The organism is Lysobacter sp. HA18, from assembly GCF_054057595.1.
Genome location: NZ_JBSRZL010000001.1, coordinates 1,811,462 through 1,829,252, shown reverse-complemented (window position 1 = coordinate 1,829,252; position 17,791 = coordinate 1,811,462). Strand labels below are relative to the sequence as shown.

Sequence of the window (17,791 nt, the reverse complement as noted above, 5' to 3'; positions counted from 1 at the left end):
TCTCGAACATCCGCCTCTTCGATGCCGCCCTTCGTCGCGGTCCCGGCGTCGATGCTGCAGCCCCCCGTCCGGTAACGAAATACGCCCCGTTCGCCACGCGCGGCGGTGCTCATGTGACGCTCCGCACTACCGAGACGACGACCTGGCCGAGCTCGCCACCGATCGTCTGAGCGCTGCAGCGAGGCCTTCATCGCTAGCGCGCCGAAAGCCTTACGCGCAACCGCGAATCCATGCCCTTTCGGGCAGCGCGATGTGGCACCAGAGCCAATAGTCGTGCCGAAGCGTGCGTCCTACGTTTCACGGGCAGCATCCGCGCGCCCGCATGGCGCGGGTGCGATTTGCACACACGCGAATCCACGAGGCGCACCCATGAACGATGTCGCTCACACGGACAGCAGCGGCCTGTCGCACGTCTTCTCCGCCGCGAGCTCGCGCTCCGATCAATGGCGCGAACTCAATGCCCTCGCCCGTGCATGGGCGGACCAGCGAAGTGCCGGTGAACAGGGCGAGCGTTATCGCGGCCAATGCCGCACGCTGCTCGGCCGCATCACGCGGCTGGAATTCTGCTGGGCGTATCCGGGCACGCGGCTCTTGTCGTCACTCGACGGCGCGCTCGATTCCGGTGACGCCACGGGTTTTGCGCGCCTCGTGCAGCGCATTTCGGCGACGCTGCTGTCCGGCGATTTCCGGCGCGATGAACAGGCGTGGGACGCGAACAGCGAAGGCGACGGCACCTTGCTCGACAGCGCGCCTCCGGATGTCGCGGGTGCGCAGATCCGCCCGTATTTCGAAGTGCTGATCGTCTCGCCCACCGATCCCGCGTCGTGGCCGCGCGCCGCTGACGAAATGCGACGCCTGCGTCGCCCGGACGACCCGTTCCTGTACACCACCGTGCATGTCGGCAGCTTCGAGGACGCCGCGCTCGCCGCGATGGTGAACTCGAACATCCAGAGCGTGATCCTGGTCGACGGGTTCCAGTACGCATCCAAGCACCAAGTGCCCGACCTCAAGGCTTACCTGGCGCGTCATATCAACGTCGAACAGGGCACGGCCGCGCCCGGTGCGCTGGCTACGCGACTTGCGCGTGGGCTGCGCAACTTCCGTCCGGAACTCGACCTGTTCCTGCTCACCGATCGCTCGCCGGAGCTTCTCGCCGGCAGCGATGAAGCCGCGCCGGTGCGTCGCGTGTTCCACCATGTGGAAGAACCGATGGAGCTGCACCTGGCGATCCTCGACGGGATCAAGGATCGCTACGAAACGCCCTACTTCGACAACCTGAAGAAGTATGCGATGCGTCCCATCGGCACGTTCCATGCGCTGCCGATCGCACGCGGCAAGTCGGTGTTCGGATCCAACTGGATCCGCGATATGGGCCACTTCTACGGCACGAACATCCTGTTCGCCGAGTCGTCGGCGACCACCGGCGGCCTCGACAGCCTTCTCGAGCCCACCGGCAACATCAAGAAGATGATGAACGCGACGGCGCGCGCCTTCGGTGCGAAGCGTGCGTATCTCGGCACGAACGGAACGTCGACGTCCAACAAGATCGTGGTGCAGGCCATCTGCAAGCCGGGCGACATCGTCATCGTCGACCGCAATTGCCACAAGTCGCACCACTACGGCTTCGTGCTCAGCGGTGCCCAACCCTATTACGTCGAGGCGTTTCCCCTGACGCAATACTCGATGTACGGGGCGGTGCCGCTGCGCACGATCAAGAAAGCGCTGCTGGACTGCAAGGCCGAGGGCACGCTCGACCGCGTCAAGGTCATCGACATGACCAACTGCACGTTCGACGGCCACATGTACAACCCCAAGCGCGTGATGGAGGAATGCCTCGCCATCAAGCCCGACCTCGTATTCCTGTGGGACGAAGCCTGGTTCGGTTTCGCGCGCTTCAGCCCGTTCCATCGCCGGCGCACCGCGATGGGCGCAGCCGCAGCATTGTCGGAGCGCTACAAGAGCGAGGCGTATCGCGAGCAGTACAAGGCGTGGTCGGCCAAGCACGCGAACCTCGATGACGCGGCGCTGCTCGACACGCGGCTGATGCCCGACCCGGACAAGGTGCGCATCCGTGCGTATCAGACCAACTCGACGCACAAGTCGATGTCGGCATTCCGGCAGGGCTCGATGATGCTGGTCTGGGACGACGACTTCCACAAGGTCGAAGGCCCATTCGAGGAAGCGTTCTTCGCGCATACCTCGACCTCGCCCAACCTGCAGCTGATCGCGTCGCTGGACCTCGCGCGTCGGCAGATGGAGCTCGAAGGCTTTGCGCTGACCGTGCAGATGACCGACCTCGCGATCCGCCTGCGTCGCACGATCAATACGCATCCCCTGATCTCGAAGTATTTCCGCGTGGCGACGCCGGAAGACATGATCCCGGCCGAGTTCCGCGAATCCGGCATCGTCGATTACGGCCCGCCCAATGCATCGTGGGCGGATACGGTCGAAGCCTGGGATGACGACGAGTTCGCACTCGACCCCACGCGCCTCACCCTGATCTGCGGCGCGGCCGGGTTCGACGGCACGCAGTTCAAGGGCATGCTCGCCGAGCGCTTCGACATCCAGATCAACAAGACGTCGCGCAACAGCATCCTGGTGCAGACCAACATCAACAACACGCACAGCGATGCGGCGTTGCTGATCAAGGCACTCGCCGATCTGTCGCGTGAGATCGATGCAAAACTCGCGGACGGCGGCGAAGCCGGACAGGCGAAGTTCGATTCGCGCGTGAAGTCGCTGATGACCGACGTACCGGACCTGCCGAATTTCAGCCGGTTCCACGACGTCTTCCGCGACAACTCGAAATCCGAAAGCAACGAAGGCCACATGCGGCCCGCGTTCTTCATGGCCTACGACGAAACCAACTGCGAATTCGTGCGCCTCAATAGCGACGACGTCGAACGCCGCTTGAAGGACGGGCCCGAGATGGTGTCCGCGAACTTCGTAATCCCCTACCCGCCCGGCTTCCCGATCATGGTGCCGGGGCAGGTCATCACCGACGACACGATTGCGTTCATGCGCAAGCTCGACGTCAAGGAAATCCACGGCTACCACGCGGAACAGGGCATCAAATTGCTCAAGCCCGACGTGCTCGCGACGTGGTCCGCGTCCTCGATGCAGTAAGCACTTCGTCGCTACCGGAGGCCTGCCATGCAAGGGTTATTTCAGTTCCTCTCCGACAACCCGTACATCCTGCTGTTCCTGACAGTGGGCTTGGCGGTACTGGTCGGAAAGTTCTCGGTGAAGGGCTACGGGCTCGGCATGGTCGCCGCGGCCGTCGTCGTCGGTGCGGCACTTGCGACGTGGGCGTCGACCTACGGCGTGAAGCTGCAACTCGACAACTTCGCCAAGTCCCTCTTCTACTACCTCTTCATGTACGGCGTCGGCCTGCGCGTCGGGCCCGCGTTCTTCAACAGCCTGAAGAAGGACGGCATCACCTTCACCATTTTGGCGGTGATCTGCTCGTTCCTGGGCCTCGGCCTCGTGGTGTTGATGTCGGGCCCGGTGTTCCATCTGCCGGCGGGTGCGGCCGGTGGCGTGCTCGCGGGTTCGCAGACCATGTCGGCGGCGATCGGTACGGCCGAAATGGCCATGGAACAAGGCGCGTACAAGGTGCCTGCCGGAAGCACGCCCGAATCAATCTCCGCGATGATCGCGCTGGGTTACGGCGTAACGTATCTCTGGGGCACGGTCGGCATCATCCTTGTGTGCAAGTACCTGCCGCGCTGGTGGGGCGTCGATGCGAAGAAGGCCGCGGCGGAATATGAAGCGACCCATGGCGTTGCCAACGTCGACGACACCGGCCTGACCGGCTATCGCCCGGGTGGCCTGCGTGCCTATCGCGTCGAAAACGCGACGACGGCCGGCCAGAGCATCGCGCAATTCCGTTCGACGTATCCGCAATACCGCATCGTCAACGTCGTGCGTGGCGACGAGGTGCTGGGTGCGTCGCCGGATGTGGTCCTTCGCCAGGGCGACGTGATCGCGCTGGGCGGACGACTCGACGACCTGACGTCGAACCTCGGCCTGGTCGGCAGCGAGATTCCCGATTCGCGCGCGCTCAACATAGCGCTCGACCAGGCGGAAATCCTCGTCACCGAAAAGTCGATGGACGAGAAGCCGCTGCGCTCGCTCGCGCAGACCGACTTCGCGGGCCAGCTCGGCGTGAGCCGCATCGAACGCAGCGGCGAGACGATTCCGCTCGGCGCCGACACGCTGATCAAGCGCTTCGACGTGCTGTACGTCACCGGCCTCAAGAGTGCGGTCGAGAAGGCCGGCGCGCTGCTGGGCAAGGTCGCGCGGCAGAGCACGTCGACCGACCTGCTCACTCTGTCAGGCGGCATGGTGCTGGGCCTGCTGGTCGGCAAGATCAACGTGCCGGTGGGCAGCTTCTCGGTCGGCCTCGGCAATGCGGGTGGACTGCTGCTGTCGGGCATCCTGGTGTCGTCGATCGTGTCGCGCCTGCGCTTCTTCGGCAGCACGCCGAATGCGGCTCGCAACATCCTCGAAGACCTCGGGCTAGTGACGTTCATCGCCATCGTCGGCATCAACGCCGGTGCGACGTTGCTCGAGCAGCTGACGGGTTCGATCGCAATCAAGATCTTCCTGGCCGGCTTCGTCGCCAGCACGATCCCACCGTTCGTTACGTGGGCGATCGGCTACCACATCTTCAAGATCAATCCCGCGGTGTTGATGGGCGGCGTCGCGGGTTCGCGTTCGCATTCCGGCCCCGCGCGTGAAGCGTCGAAGGAGATCGGCAGCAGCGTCCCGTGGGTCGGATTCCCCGTGGGCTATGCCGTATCGGGCGTGCTCTACACCGTGTTTGGCTACTTCGCGATGGTGCTGTCGCAGTAATGGAAAAGAAGTCCACGCCGAAGAAGCGTCCCAAGCCGGCTCACAAGACCGTGCAGTCGGCAAGGGAACGCATCGAGCAACTGGATGATCGACGTATGCGTCGGGAGGGCCGCCCGCTGACCGCAGCGCGGCGGACCACCCCACTCCGGGAGGACGTATGAGCCGTCACGACCACACCGGTGCACGCCGGTCGCTCTACCTGATGCTGGCCGCGGTGGGCGCGATGCCCGCCGCGGCAGCGTTCGCCGCCACGCCGCATGGCTCGCCGGCATCGATGACCGCGCAACAGCTCGACGCGCTCGCGCTCGCGCCGTTCGAACCGCAGGTCAGTGCGGCGACCGGGGGCACCACGGACCCGGCTCTCGAACGCAACGGCAACGACAACGCGGACGGCGAAGGGCCGCCGTCGTCACTCGAACAGGGCCAGGCGCCGCTGTCGGAAAGCTTCGGCCCGCCGACGCATGAGGACTGGGTGCGCGAGACGCGTCGCAAGGCGTGGCAGGACACCAAGTTCGATGTGCAGGCGCGCACCTACTACCTGGACCGCAGCAAGTACGACGACAGCGAAAGTGCAGCGTGGGCAATCGGCGGATCGGCCGGTTTCAAGACCGGCTACTTCCGCGATCGTTTCTCGTTCGGCTCGACAGTCTATGGCTCCGACAAGCTCTACGGCCCGGAAGACAAGGACGGCACCACGCTGCTGAAACCCGGCCAGCATGGCTACGCGGTGCTCGGCGAGTTGTACGGCGAATTCCTGCTCAACGACGACACCAAGCTCACCGTCGGCGCGCGCGGCTTCGATACGCCGTACATCAACCGCAACGACAGCCGCATGACGCCGAACACCTTCACCGCGGCGGTCGTGCAGGGTCTGTACGGCGGCGACGGTCGCCCCGAATGGCGCTTCGGTGCGGGGTACTTCGACGAGATCAAGGAGCGCAACGCCGATCACTTCGTGTCGATGGCGCAGGACGCGGGCGCACCGCGCGGCGTGGACCGCGGGGTGTATGCCGCAGGTTTGAATTACAAGTTCAACGGCTGGTCCGTCGGTGCGATCGATTACTACAGCAACGACATCATCAACATCTTCTATACCGAGGGTAAGTACGACCACAAACTCTCGGACAAGACCAAGCTCGGGTTTGCGCTGCAGTACAGCGATGAGCAGAACGTCGGCGACAACCTGCTGCGCGGCGGCGACTTCAAGTCGCACCAGTGGGGTGGAAAAGCCGAACTCGGCTGGGGCAACGCGCTGTACACCGTCGCGTACACCAGCGCCGGCGGCGACACCAACATGCAGAACCCGTGGAGCAGCTATCCGGGCTACACGAGCGTGCAGGTGGAGGACTTCAACCGCGACGGCGAAGACGCCTGGATGATGCGCGCCGGTTACAACTTCCACAGCGTGAAAGGCCTGAGCATGTACGGGCTGTATGTCAACGGCAGTACGCCCGACGCGCCCGGCCAGTTCTCGCGGCAGGAAGCCGACGTCAACCTGCAGTGGAATGTGCCGGAAGGCGCGCTGAAGGGCTTCATGTTCCGCGTGCGCTACGGCCAGGTGTCGCAGGATGATCCGGCGAGCCAGGACCTGCGCGACCTCCGCGTCATGATCTATTACGACCCGCCGTCGCTGTAACCGCGACGACCGTCGTGGTCGTTCCGCGTTCTTGCGGATGGTTGGTTCGCACGACTGCGATGCATAGCGCGTCGCAGCTGCGTGCCGAGCGGGATAGGTCGTGAATCGCGCGACCACGCTGCTCGGCGGCTGGCGCGACTACCGGATCGGCTGGCTGCGTGGCGATGTCGTTGCCGGCATCACCACCGCCGCGATCGTGCTGCCGCAGACGCTTGCCTACGCGGCGCTTGCAGGACTCCCGGCGTACGTCGGCCTCTACACCGCATTCGTTCCGATGTTGGCGTACGCGCTGTTCGGAACATCCCGCGCATTGAGCGTGAGCACCAGCGCGACGGTCGCGATGCTGACGGGCGCGGCGCTAACTCAACTCGCGCCCTACCCGGACATCGCGACGCTGCTTCGGGCGTCGGCCACACTCACCGCCCTCACGGGCGCGATGTTGCTCATCGCGAGCGCATTGCGCTTCGGCTTCCTCGCGAACTTCATCTCGGCACCGGTGCTGACGGGCTTCCGGTCCGGCGTCGCCATCGTCGTGCTGATCGAACAGTTGCCACGACTGTTCGGACTGCATGTACAAGGCGACCGTCGCGTCGACGAGCTGGTATCGCTGGCGACGTCGCTGCCCGACACCTCGATGGCGACGTTCATCGTCGCCCTGCTCACCATCGCGTTACTGGTCGCGTTGCATCGATGGAGCCCACGAATGCCGGCGCCGCTGATCGCGGTGGTGCTGTCGACGGTGACGGTGATCGTGTTTCGTCTGGATGCCGCGGGCGTCGAAGTTGTCGGACGCGTGCCAACCGGCGTGCCGTCACTCGTGCTGCCGGACCTCCGCATGGCGTTGCAACTGTGGCCGGCCGCGATGGGCATCGCGTTGATGAGCTTCATCCAGTCGCTAACGGCAGGGCAGACCGTTGCGACCGCGAACGAGGCCTACCCCGACGCCGATGTCGAATTGCGTGCGCTTGGGATCGCGAATGCGGCCGGCGCGTTCGTCGGTTGCATGCCCGCGAGCGGCCAGGCGAGCGCGACGATGGTGAACCGCCGCGCGGGTGCGCGCACGCAACTAGCGGGACTTGTCGCATCGCTGCTCGCACTCGGCGCGATGCTCTGGCTCGGTCCGTTGCTCGAGAGCGTGCCGCGGGCGACGCTCGCGGCGATCGCCATTGTCTTCGCCACCGGCCTGATCAGCCTGCAGGAGTTCGCGGCGATCCGTCGCGTGCGTCGCACCGAATACATCTGGGCGCTGGTCGCGCTCGTCGGTGTCATCGCGATGGGCGCGCTGCGCGGCATCGTGGTGGCGATCATCGTGTCGTTGATGTCGCTGGCCTACCAGTCGCTGCATCCGCGCTTGCACGTATTGCGACGCAAGCCGGGCACGCGGCGTTTCCGTCCGCCTTCGGAACGTAATCCGGACGACGAACACGTGCCGGGCCTGCTTGTGTTGCGGCCGGAAGGCAGGTTGTTCTTCGGTAACGCCGCCTACTTCGGCCAGCGCATCCAACCGATGCTGGCGGAGAACCGCCCGCGCGTGATCGTGCTCGACCTGCGCGCGGTGTTCGACATCGAGTACACCGCGCTTCTCGCGCTGTCGGATGCGCAGGTCAAGCAACACGCCGCCGGCACCGAGATCTGGCTGGCGGCGATGAGCCCGGACGTGCTGGAAATCGTGCGCCGCTCGCCTCTGTACGAAGCGATCGGCGCCGACCATGTATTCGCGAGCGTCGCCGATGCGATCGAAGTCTGGGACGAGCTGCCGCCGATCGCGGATGCGCCGGTCGCCATCGACGACTGACGCATCGCATCAAGCGACGGGTTCGATCTCGCCCTCGTGCCCCAGCCAGCGATACAGCGCGCCTCCGACGACACCACCCGCCAGCGGCACCAGCCAGAAGAACAGCAGCTGCGAGATCGCCTCTCCGCCGACGAACACCGCAACGCCCGTCGACCGCGCGGGGTTCACCGAGGTATTCGTCACCGGAATGCTGATGAGGTGGATCAGCGTGAGCGCCAGGCCGATCGATACCGGCGCGAGCGCTGCAGGCGCGCTGGGCTGGGTTGAACCCATGATCACCATGACGAAGAACGCGGTGAGCACGAACTCGCAGACCGCCGCCGCGCCCATCGAATATCCGCCGGGCGAATGCGTGCCGTAGCCGTTCGTTGCGAACGCGCCTGCCGAGTCCGGGTCGACCGCGAAGCCCGCATGGCCGCTGGCGATCTGGAACAGCACGAAGCCGGCCAGCAACGCGCCCAGCGTCTGCGCGATCCAGTACGGCACGATCTGCGACGGCGGGAATCGGCCGCCCGCCCACAGTCCGGCGGTGACCGCCGGATTGAAGTGCCCGCCCGAGATGCGGCCGAACGCGTACGCGCCGGTGAGCACCGTCAGGCCGAACGCGAGCGACACGCCGACGAAGGCGATGCCCAGCGGATTGCCGGGCCCGCCGAAATTCGCGGCAAGCACCGCGCTGCCGCAGCCGCCGAGAACCAGCCAGAACGTTCCGAGCAGCTCGGCGACGAGTTTCTTGGTCATGGTGTCGCTCCTTTCCGATGGGCATGAAACGGCGCGCCGCCGTGGCACGCCGTGCGCCGGCGACGCGACGATGCGCGCGTCGCCGGCTCGTCTGTCGCTACTTCGACGCGGCGCTGTCGCCCACCTGCATCCAACCGCTGTCCGGATCGAACAGCTTCATGCCCTCGGCCATGCGCGCGGTGTCCTTGCCGAGGTCGCGCTGGAACACCACGCCGTCCTGGCTGATCACGAACGTGGTGACGCCGGTCTTCCCGTAGTCCGCGGGCCACGCGACCAGGCCGAACCCGCGCACCATGTTGTCGCCGAGCCGATAGTCGTACGCGCCACCCGGTGCCGAGGCGCCCTGCCCCGTCAGGATCCGGTAGTGGTAGCCGAGAAAATCGGCCTTCGGCTTGTCGTCACCGAACAGCGGGCCGAGCGGGCTGACTTCGTTGCTGTCGTCGTCTGCCCAGAACAGGCCGTCGTGCTTACCGTCGGTGCTCACCACCTTCTGCGCGAACTCGAGCACGCTGTCGCCGTCCCGGTCTTTGTCCGCGTATTCGAACTGCGCGACGCGATACGCCTGCAAGGCCTTGATGACGTCGAGTTCGTTGCGCCCGATCGCGCGCGCACGTACTTCCGCCGCGCCCGACGTGGTGTCGAAATGCCAGCCGTCGGACTTCTTGACGAGCGGGATCGGGAACGTCCAGCCGTCGTCGCCGACGGTCAGCATGGTGTTGCCGCCCGACGTGGTGAACGCATGCTTCTGCCGGTACTTGGCGAGGAACGCATCCACGTCCGCACGCTTCGGGCCGCCCTGCGCGGGCACGTAGTCCTTCCAGTTCGAACCGAGCACCTGGCCAAGCTTGGCGGCGTCGGCGGTCGAAGTGCCGAGTGCATCGACGAGCGCGGACGCACCGGCATCCGGCGTCGGATAGGCCTGCTGCGCCCAGGCCATGGGCGATGCTACGAGCGCGATGAGCAGCAACGCGCGCGGCATCGAACGCAGTGATTTTGAAGTGTTCATCGACGACGTCCTCCACCGCCACCACGACTCATCGGCGGGCGGCTCATCGAGCGCGATGCGCCACCGCCACGGGATCCACCGTACGAGCCCGAGCTGCTCGACCGCCCGCGATTCGATGCCGCGTTGGTATCGCGCATGCCGCTGCTCGCACCGCTGAACGCATCGCCGCGGCCCGAACTGCCGTAGTTGCTGCGCGCCGCATCACGCGACTGCATGTTGTTCTGGCCGCGTTGCTGGTAGCTGTCGCGGCTTCCGGGCGGGCTGCCCTGCCGGTTCTGCATCGAGCGGTCGTTCGACGCCGAACGCGCGCGGTCCTGCGCTTCCCTGTTCGAGCGTGCGGGCGAATCCATGCCGCGGTTGTCCATCGACTGCCGCGCCTGGTCGCGTGCCTGCGCACGTTGCGGTGTGTCGCCACGCATGCGGTTGTCGGCGCTCGCGCGCTGGCCTTCGAAGCGATCACGCGTGCCCTTGTCGCGATACGGCGTGCCTTCGCGATGCGCACTGTCGTGGCGGAACTTGTTGTCGCCGGCCTGGCGTTCGCTCCGGCGGGTATCGCGATTGCCCTGTCGATCGCCGCGATTGGCTTCGCGATCGATGTTGCGCTCGAAGTTGTTGTAGCGATCGACATCGATGTTGATGTCGCCACCGTTCCAGGCGATGTCGCCCCACAGGCCGCCGACGATGCCGACGCCAATGCCGAACATGATCCCGGCACCGAGCGCATAGCCCGGATACCAGTACGCGCCCGGCGGGTAGTAGTACGGCGGATATGCGCCCCAGCCGTAGCCCGGGTATGCGTACGACGGGTCGTAAGCCGGCACGTAGATCACATCCGGGTCGTTCGACTCGATGACGATCGTCTGTCCCTGCTCTTCCACCTTCTGGTACTCGTTGGACGCGAGGTGCCCGCCCTTCTGCGCGGCGTCGCGCAGCCGCTGCACCGAGTCCATGACGCGATCGGGTTCGGCGAGGAACGCGTCACCGAGACGCGTCACCCAGTTGCTGTCCTGGCCGAGCGACGCGAGCACCTGCGGGAAGGCGACCAGCGCCTGCACGCTCGGGTCCCAGGGCTTGCTGGCGACCTGCTTCACCGCGGCGTCGCCTTTGACGCTCGGATTGGCTTTCGACCACGTGGCGGCGTCCATGACCTCGCCGGGATAGGTCGATGCCATCAGCACCTGGGCGAGCAGCGAATCGGGATACAGCGCGATCGGCGCGAGCATCTGGTCGAGCTCGGCGCTGGAAAACACCGCGCTGCCCGAAGTTGCACTGGCGGACGACGACTGCGGCGCGGCCGTCGCGAAGCCGCCGGGCATCGAGGCGAGCAGCACGCAGGCGAAGGCCACTGCGGTCGCGACCCCGGACCGGCGGGGTCGGTCGTAATCACGAGGGGCGTTCATGACGGATCACTCCTGAAAGTTGGGCGAAGAGCCGCGGCACTCGCCGGACCGCGGCCGCATGGCCACGGGGACAACCACGCGCGATCGCATTCGCGAACGCACTGGCACGACGGCAACTCAGCCCGGACGCGCGCCATCGCCCGTCGCCGCGACCTGGCGCAATCCCACCAGCCGCGCCACCAGCACGGCCAGGTAGAACTGCCCGACGATCGCTTCGAATACCGCCAGCCCGCGCGCGATCGGCGTAATCGGCGTGATGTCGCCGTAGCCGAGCGTCGCAAGCGTGACGAAGCTGAAATAGATGCCGTCGTTGAGCGACATGCCGTTCGCGAACGGCTGGCCCGCGACCAGCAGCGAACGTGGCATGCCTTCTTCGACGGCAACATAGATCGCGCCCCAGAACACGCCGACCAGCAGATAGGCGCTGAGCGCGGCCATCATGTGGTCGGTGTCGACGGGCACGTTGGTGAGTGCGTAGTTCAGTGCGCGATACGCGGCGAACAGCGCTATGACGGCCCACAACGCGTAGCTGATGGCTTCGGCGTGGCCTCCGACCGCGCCCGACGGCAGCAGGCGTAGCAGCACCGCCAGCACCACCAGCGCGATCGTCGCGCCGCGGGCGGTGGAGGACTGGGCTGGCCACACGGTCGAGAGCAGCGTGAGCCCGAGGAACACGTCGAGCAGCGTCGAACCGAAACCGAATTCCTCGGCGAGTGGGCCGATGGCGATGGTGGCCAGCAGCATGCCGAACAGCAGCAGATAGCGGCGTTCGCTCAGGCGCGGGCTGATCCTGGTGAGCACAGGCACGGCTTAGCCCCCCGTGTCCGGCGCGAAATAGAACACGCTGCCGAGGATCAGGTACACCGCTAGCAGCTGCACGCCGCGCAGCCAGTCCGATCGGCCGTCGCGCGCAACGCCGTTCACGATGAGCACGGAGAACAGCACGCTGATCACCAGCCCGCCGCCGAACAGCAGACCCATCGGATGCGGCCCGACCACGTAGCTCAGCAGCACCAGCAGCGGCGCGATCAGCAGCGCCAGTTGTACGCTGGAGCCGAGCACGATCGACATCGACAAGCCCATGCGGTTGCGACGCGCCATGACCACGGCGGTCGCGCCCTCCGCGGCGATGCCGAGCGCGGCAAGCAGGAAAACGCCTGCGAAGGCGTCCGATAGCCCGAGTGCATGCGCGGTCGGTTCGATGCCGGCGACGAGTAGCTCGCTCATCCACACGACGGCAAGTGTCGCGAGGCCGAGCATCACGGCCGCGCGCCGCGTCGACTGCGGCGGCCCGTGCGCGTGTGCGACCTCGCCTTGCGACGGCTCCGCGCCGTCGTCCTCGAACATCGATCGATTGGTGACCAGGCTGAACACCGCGTACGCGGCATAGACCGCGATCAGCACACACGAAATCCACACGCTGATCGAGTTCAGCGCACCGGAGTCTTCCGGCGCGACCGAACGGAACGCCGCCGGCATGATCAGCGCGATGACCGCGAGCAACAGCATCGTCGCCTGCGAACTCGCGGCCAGCGCGTTGTAGCTCTGCGACGATCGACCGATGCCGCCCAGCAGCATCGACAGGCCGAGCACCATCAGGATGTTGCCGATGATTCCGCCGATCAGCGCGGCTTTGACCATGCCGTACAAGCCCTTGCGCAACGCGGCCAGCGTGATGATCAGTTCCGCGGCATTGCCGAACGTCGCGTTGAGCAGACCGCCGATGCCCGGGCCAAAGCGCTCGGCCAGCGTCCCGGTCGAATGCGCCATCGATGCGGCGAGCGGGATGATCGAGACGGCCGCGGCCGCGAAGATCACCATCGGCCTGCCCGGCATCAGGAACTCGAGCGCGATCGCGAGCGGAACGAAGAGCAGCAGCCACTTCATCGCCGCGCTTCCTTCGCACTCGACGCTGACGCGGGCAATGTCGCCGCTGGCGCGTCATCGAAACTGCCGCCGAGTGCGAGGTGCAGGTCGACGCGCTGGTTGAGCCGTTCGCGACGCACGTGCAGGAGCGTCACTTCCGTCGCGTTCGCAGTCAGCAGGCTCTGCGTCACCGTGCGCATGTCGACCTTGCCGACGCGGTACGCCTGACGCTGCAGGTCGACCAGATGGCGGCTGTCGCGCGCGGCACCAGCGAGCAACGTTTCGCGCGACGCGAGTATCTGTTCGCCGTTGAGCGCGTCTTCCGCCTCGTTGAACGCCTTCAGCGCCATGCGGCCGTAGTCGGCGATCGCCTGTTGTTGTTCGGCATTGCTCGCGCGCAGTGACCCGGTCAGCGCACCGCCGGTATACAGCGGCCCGCTCAGCATCGCGCTGCTGCTGTGCGTATTGCGCGGCTCGTCCTGGAAGCCGTTGGTGTTCGATTGCAGCCGCCCTGCGCCCAGCAGGATGGACAGGCTCGGCAGGAACGACGCCTTCGCCTCGCCGACGCGGTCGAACGCTGCGGCGACGCGGTCTTCGGCGGCGAGGATGTCGGGGCGTCGTGACAGCAGATCCGTGGGCAAACCGACCGCGGGCGTCGTTCCGGGGAACGCAGGCAGGTCGTCACGTGATGCGATCTGCGCCGCGGGATAGCGGCCCAGCAGGATCTCCAGCGCGCGCAGCGACTGCGAATGCGCAAGGTCGACCTGTCGCGCGGCGTCGGCGTAACTCGCCGCATTGGTGCGGGCGATCAGCAGGTCGTCCTGGCTGCCCGCGCCGATCTTCAGGCGATGCTCGGCCAAACCGACCAGCGATTCGGCGTCCTTCGCCATTTGATTGGAAAGGTCGCGCTGCCGATTCGTCTCCGCGGCCATGAACCACGTGCGCGCCACCGCCGCAGCGATCGACTGCTGTGCATAGCGATAGTCCGCACCGCTCGCGTCATGCATCGCACGCTCGGCATTGCGCGCATAGCGCAGGCGGCCCCAGAGGTCGATCTCCCACGCGAACCGCACGATCGCGCCGGCGGCCATCGCGACGAAATCCGACAACGGCTTGCTGCTCGCGCGGCCGAGAATCCCGATGGCGGGCTTCAGTCGCGAATTCGCGATGTCCACCTGCGCCGCAGCTTCTTCCATGCGCGCCGCGGCGATGCGGAGGTCCGCGTTGTGCGCGATCGCTTCACCGACGAGGCGATCGAGTTCGGCGTCACCGAACGTCGCGACCCAGTTGTCCGCGACGGCGCCCGCCGGCACGCCGGACGCCCAGTTCGCCGGCACATGTGCGTCGCCCAGCGCTTCGCGTGCGATCTCATCGCGCGGCGGCGGTGGCGACGTCGCACATCCCTGCATCGCCAGCGCGACCGCCAGCGTGGCAGCGAGTCCGCCGATGCACGATCCCGGAAGCGGGCGGGCGGCCATGGCTCAGTGCAGCTTGAGGACGAGCCAGTCGAGCTTGGTCGACACGCGCAGGATGATGCGACGCACGATCTGGATCAGCGTGATGTGGTCGGTGTAGACCGCGCCGATGCCCTGCGCGCCCATCGGCAGGAAGGCAGTTGCGTCCTTGCCGATCGGCCGCAGCCGCACGGCGTAGCGAACGGGTGCACCGACAGCAGTGACCGGCGCACCGGTGCCCTGCAGCGGAACCGCGGCCGTTTGCGGCGTCATGCCACCAATTGGCAACTGCCCGGTGCCCGACGCCCACACGATCGAATCGACCTTGCACTTGATGATGCGATTCGGGAACGTCTTGAGCGCGATCTCCGCTTCATCGCCCGGCTTGACGTAGCGCAACTCGTTCTGCGCGAACATCGCGATCACCCACTGTTCCTTCTCGACGAAGGTCATCACCGGTGCCAGCGGCAGGTTGCTCGCATACGAGCCTTCGCGCAGCTGCAGGTTGACGACGGTTCCGTCGGCCGGCGCGTAGACGGTGCTCTCCTTGAGCATCCACTCGGCCTTGAGAATCTGCGCGCGCAACTGCTCGAGCGCTGCACGCGCTTGCGCGACTTCCGACAGCTCGCCGCCGTGCGTCGTCGCCGACAGCTTCTGCTGGACCTGGACAACGCCGGCATTGTTGTTCGCGACGTCGGCTTCCAGCGCGCGTGCGTCCGCCTGCGCCTGCTCGTAGTCGAACTTCGGGCCGGCACCGGAATGCGCGAGATCGCCGGTCTGCCCGACGCGCCGCTTCGCAAGGTCAAGCTTGGCGCGTACCGCGGTCTCACCGGCACGTGCCGCACGTAGTTGTGCACGCAGTTCGCGCTGGTAGGCCTCGGCGCTGGATAGCTTGGCGATCAGCTCGGGTTCCTGCGCCCGCAGCTGCGACAGGTCTTCGCGGTACGGCGTCGGGTCGACACTGAAGAGCACGTCGCCCTTCTTCACCGGTCGGTTCGCTTCGACCGGCACGGAGGTGACGCGGCCGATCGTTCGCGGAATGACCTGGACGACGTAATTGATGACGCGGACGTCGGACGAGGACGGCGCGACGATGTTCAGCAGCAGGATCAGCAGCGTCAGGCCGATGATCGGAATCGTCACCACTATCACCTGGCTGACGAAGGTCCACGGCAGCCACTTGAACTTGAAGAAGATCAGCCAGACGAAGAACGAATAGATGAGGAGCAGGATGATTTCCATCAGATGCTTCCTCGCGGTGCGTGCGACTGCGCGTCGAGCTGCGCTTCCAGTGTCGCGATGCGCTGTCGGAGCACGCGCACATCGTCGTCGGCACGTGGTGCTTCATGCGCATCGTCGATCGGCGTGAGCGCTTCACCGTGATGCGGCGTGTCGTCGACGTCGGTGCCGTAGGCGAGCTTGTGAATCACCGGCTTGGTGTAAGCCCACAACCACGCGATCGGCCAGAGCATTCCGCCGAACACCAGCGACAGCAGGCAGAGCGTCTTGATCGCGGACAGCTGCGGATGCCGGCGCTTCTCCGCGATCTTCTCCGGCATGATGTGGACGATCCAGAACACCGCGATCAACACCACCGGCACGATGATCAGCGCGACCCATGCGACGCCGTTCGCGAGCGAGTCGAGCGCCTCGCCCTCCAGGAACGACGCATGCGCGGCCGGGATCCACGCGACGAGCGACATCGCGGTCGCAAGGCTGCGACGACGTGCCCCGCGCGACGCGGTGGAATCGGCGGTCGCGGGCGTCACAGGCGTTACGCGTGCGAACTGTCGATTCATCGATCCGGTCCAGTACGTCCGCACCGATCATCCCAGCGGGTTCAAGGGCGCGGAATCGACACTGGGGGTATCCAGCCCTGCCCCTTCGGGCAGGAATGCGCATGGAGCACCGTGGTTTACGGGGCTGCAATGCACGCGGGTGGTGAATATGCACGGCGAGCCAGCGAGCTCATGCCGACGAGGCCGCAGTGACAGTTCGCGTGCGAAGCGACGACACGGCGTAATGGCCGCCGGCGTGTGGCCTAAGTGTGCGCGAGGGGTCTTTAGCGGAGACGGGCGTCGGCTTGCTGCTTCGAACGCTCGCTGCGTCGTGTCGCGGCGCGTTGTCTGTGACCGACAAGTACGTCGACTAGCAGCGCGTGTTTACGACGACATGTTTGTTGCTGCAAATTGCGATTGGTACGCCCCCCACGCTTTGATCGCGAGCAGCGACTCGCCCGTTTCGCGACTCCGCGTCACACGATCGAAACTGACCCGCGATCAGGGATCGCCCGGAAAGGCCCGCGCCACTTCGGCGAACAACGTAACGATGCGCTCGGAAAGCCGATGACGATCCGCCGCGCTCATGCGCGCGAGCGCGCCGTGCACGGAATCCGCGCCGTAGGCAATGTCGGCCACGAGTTCCTCGAAGCGGAAGCGGAGGTGTTCCGGCAGGTGCGCGGCAGGATCGAGCGTCTCGAGGACATCGTGCGCACGCGCAAGGCGTTCGACCAGGCCGACCTCGTCGCTGAGGGCGAGCACGGCATCGCGTGCGACTTCGTAGGCGAGTGACATGTCGACAGGTTACGCGTTTCGTACGGGCGAAAAAAAACCGCCGGCCTGGTGGCCGGCGGCTTGGAGGCGTATCAGACCGCCGCGTCCTTGAGCTTCTTCAGCGGACGTGCCTTCAGCTTGACGGACGCCGGCTTCGCGGCGAACCACTGCTCTTCCTTCGTGAACGGGTTGATGCCCTTGCGCTTCGGCTTGGCCGGGACGTCGACCTTGGTCACCTTGAGCATGCCCGGGAAGGTGAACGTGCCGCAGCCCTTCTTGTGCAGCGAGCCGTGTGCAGCCTCCTCGAGTGCGCCGAGCACGGCGCGGACGTCGCGCGCGGCCACTTCGGTGCGCTCGGAAATGAAGTTGACCAGACCGCTCTTGCCCAGCGGTTCGGTTACCGGCTTGATCTTGGAGGCACCGCTCGCTTTCTTCGTCGCCATGGTTTGCAGGTTCCGGGTGGAAGGAATGCGCGTTATCGCGC

Annotated in this window: 14 protein-coding genes; 4 read left to right on the top strand and 10 right to left on the bottom strand. The window is 66.0% G+C overall.

Annotated elements, in window-relative coordinates; translation table 11 throughout:
- Positions 1 to 369: 369 nt before the first annotated feature.
- The 4 genes from ACVWWW_RS09100 to ACVWWW_RS09085 all read left to right on the top strand — a co-directional run bounded on the left by ACVWWW_RS09100 (position 370) and on the right by ACVWWW_RS09085 (position 8,288).
- Positions 370 to 3,126, top strand: coding sequence for an Orn/Lys/Arg family decarboxylase (locus tag ACVWWW_RS09100; RefSeq protein ID WP_051235163.1), 2,757 nt, complete (start codon positions 370 to 372; stop codon positions 3,124 to 3,126).
- A gap of 27 nt (positions 3,127 to 3,153) precedes the next feature.
- Positions 3,154 to 4,857 (top strand): aspartate-alanine antiporter-like transporter, encoded by a 1,704-nt coding sequence (locus tag ACVWWW_RS09095; protein WP_027083134.1) that lies wholly within the window; start codon positions 3,154 to 3,156, stop codon positions 4,855 to 4,857.
- Positions 4,858 to 5,014: 157 nt separating this feature from the next.
- Positions 5,015 to 6,493 (top strand): OprD family outer membrane porin, encoded by a 1,479-nt coding sequence (locus ACVWWW_RS09090; protein WP_027083133.1) that lies wholly within the window; start codon positions 5,015 to 5,017, stop codon positions 6,491 to 6,493.
- Between the two features lie 100 nt (positions 6,494 to 6,593).
- Complete coding sequence (locus ACVWWW_RS09085; RefSeq protein WP_051235161.1) at positions 6,594 to 8,288, top strand: SulP family inorganic anion transporter; 1,695 nt, start codon at positions 6,594 to 6,596, stop codon at positions 8,286 to 8,288.
- 9 nt (positions 8,289 to 8,297) lie between these two features.
- Here ACVWWW_RS09085 and aqpZ read toward each other — a convergent pair whose 3' ends face one another.
- From aqpZ to ACVWWW_RS09035, 10 genes are all read right to left on the bottom strand, one after another.
- Positions 8,298 to 9,029 carry an aquaporin Z gene (aqpZ, locus tag ACVWWW_RS09080; RefSeq protein ID WP_027083131.1) on the bottom strand — a complete coding sequence of 244 codons (732 nt, stop codon included), beginning with the start codon at positions 9,027 to 9,029 and terminating at the stop codon, positions 8,298 to 8,300.
- Positions 9,030 to 9,126: 97 nt separating this feature from the next.
- Complete coding sequence (locus tag ACVWWW_RS09075) at positions 9,127 to 10,035, bottom strand: DUF2950 domain-containing protein (protein WP_196804366.1); 909 nt, start codon at positions 10,033 to 10,035, stop codon at positions 9,127 to 9,129.
- Positions 10,032 to 11,435, bottom strand: a complete 1,404-nt coding sequence (locus ACVWWW_RS09070; protein ID WP_081672103.1) for a DUF3300 domain-containing protein — start codon at positions 11,433 to 11,435, stop codon at positions 10,032 to 10,034. The genes ACVWWW_RS09075 and ACVWWW_RS09070 overlap by 4 nt, the downstream gene beginning before the upstream one ends.
- Positions 11,436 to 11,552: 117 nt before the next feature.
- Positions 11,553 to 12,242: a potassium channel family protein gene (locus tag ACVWWW_RS09065; RefSeq protein WP_155914291.1), complete on the bottom strand. Its 690-nt coding sequence runs from the start codon at positions 12,240 to 12,242 to the stop codon at positions 11,553 to 11,555.
- 3 nt (positions 12,243 to 12,245) lie between these two features.
- On the bottom strand, positions 12,246 to 13,322 hold the full coding sequence (gene cax, locus ACVWWW_RS09060; RefSeq protein WP_027083129.1) for a calcium/proton exchanger: 1,077 nt from the start codon (positions 13,320 to 13,322) through the stop codon (positions 12,246 to 12,248).
- A complete protein-coding gene (locus ACVWWW_RS09055; RefSeq protein ID WP_027083128.1) occupies positions 13,319 to 14,779 on the bottom strand; it encodes a TolC family protein in 1,461 nt (486 codons plus the stop codon). The genes cax and ACVWWW_RS09055 overlap by 4 nt, the downstream gene beginning before the upstream one ends.
- A gap of 3 nt (positions 14,780 to 14,782) precedes the next feature.
- Positions 14,783 to 15,997 carry an efflux RND transporter periplasmic adaptor subunit gene (locus ACVWWW_RS09050; protein WP_027083127.1) on the bottom strand — a complete coding sequence of 405 codons (1,215 nt, stop codon included), beginning with the start codon at positions 15,995 to 15,997 and terminating at the stop codon, positions 14,783 to 14,785.
- On the bottom strand, positions 15,997 to 16,554 hold the full coding sequence (locus tag ACVWWW_RS09045) for a DUF3302 domain-containing protein (protein WP_196804365.1): 558 nt from the start codon (positions 16,552 to 16,554) through the stop codon (positions 15,997 to 15,999). The genes ACVWWW_RS09050 and ACVWWW_RS09045 overlap by 1 nt, the downstream gene beginning before the upstream one ends.
- Positions 16,555 to 17,034: 480 nt before the next feature.
- Complete coding sequence (locus ACVWWW_RS09040) at positions 17,035 to 17,328, bottom strand: hypothetical protein (RefSeq protein ID WP_027083126.1); 294 nt, start codon at positions 17,326 to 17,328, stop codon at positions 17,035 to 17,037.
- Between the two features lie 71 nt (positions 17,329 to 17,399).
- Positions 17,400 to 17,750 carry an HU family DNA-binding protein gene (locus ACVWWW_RS09035; protein WP_036141991.1) on the bottom strand — a complete coding sequence of 117 codons (351 nt, stop codon included), beginning with the start codon at positions 17,748 to 17,750 and terminating at the stop codon, positions 17,400 to 17,402.
- Positions 17,751 to 17,791 lie beyond the last annotated feature (41 nt).